Here is a 692-nt window from a genome sequence, read left to right on the forward strand (position 1 = left end):
GCTTGCCCTGTTGCAATTACAGTAGATGTGATAGGCGGCAAATGGAAAGGGATCATATTATATAACTTAATTTCCGTACCTAAACGTTTTAACGAGTTAGGGAAACTTATACCTTATACTACAAAACGTATGTTAACATAACAACTTCGAAAATTGGAACAAGATGGTATTGTATATCTTGAAATATATCGAGAGATTCCTCCAAAAGTCGAATATTCTCTTACTGCTTTTGGGAAACATTAAAACCTATTATCTACCTCATGCGCGATTGGGGAGATAGGTACGAAAATGAGATTTTAATGAAACGAAAGACCTCAGAAAATGTGTAGCATCAATAGGGTCTCGCCGACAGATGATGTAGGTTCTATTGCTGTAGTTCATTCTGAAGGAGGAACAGCCGAAGGGACATTTTGCTTTCCTTTCCGTGATAAAAAATCATTTTTTGACTACCATGAAAATTAAACACTAATAATCAGGAAAAAGACCATATTAAATAAAACGCAAGCTTCAATTTTTTTGAAAAAGAGCGGCGCCCTATTAAAGATCTCCTAGAATTAATCGGTAGTTAGGATGCTTCTGATATATTTACGGTATATCCTAAGTTTTCTAACCTTCGGACCGAATTTCGTACAATGGAAGCTTGCTTTTGTTTATCAAAATAATCTTCGCCTAAGTCTACATACATTTCTTTC

1 pseudogene is annotated in these 692 nt (G+C 35.3%); it reads left to right on the plus strand.

The annotated features are described in order from the left end of the window. Nucleotides 1-329: pseudogene (locus AC1DUW_RS31510) on the plus strand (winged helix-turn-helix transcriptional regulator); the annotation flags it as partial. Nucleotides 330-692: the final 363 nt, after the last annotated feature.

This window comes from Peribacillus sp. P4_C12 (assembly GCF_056402095.1).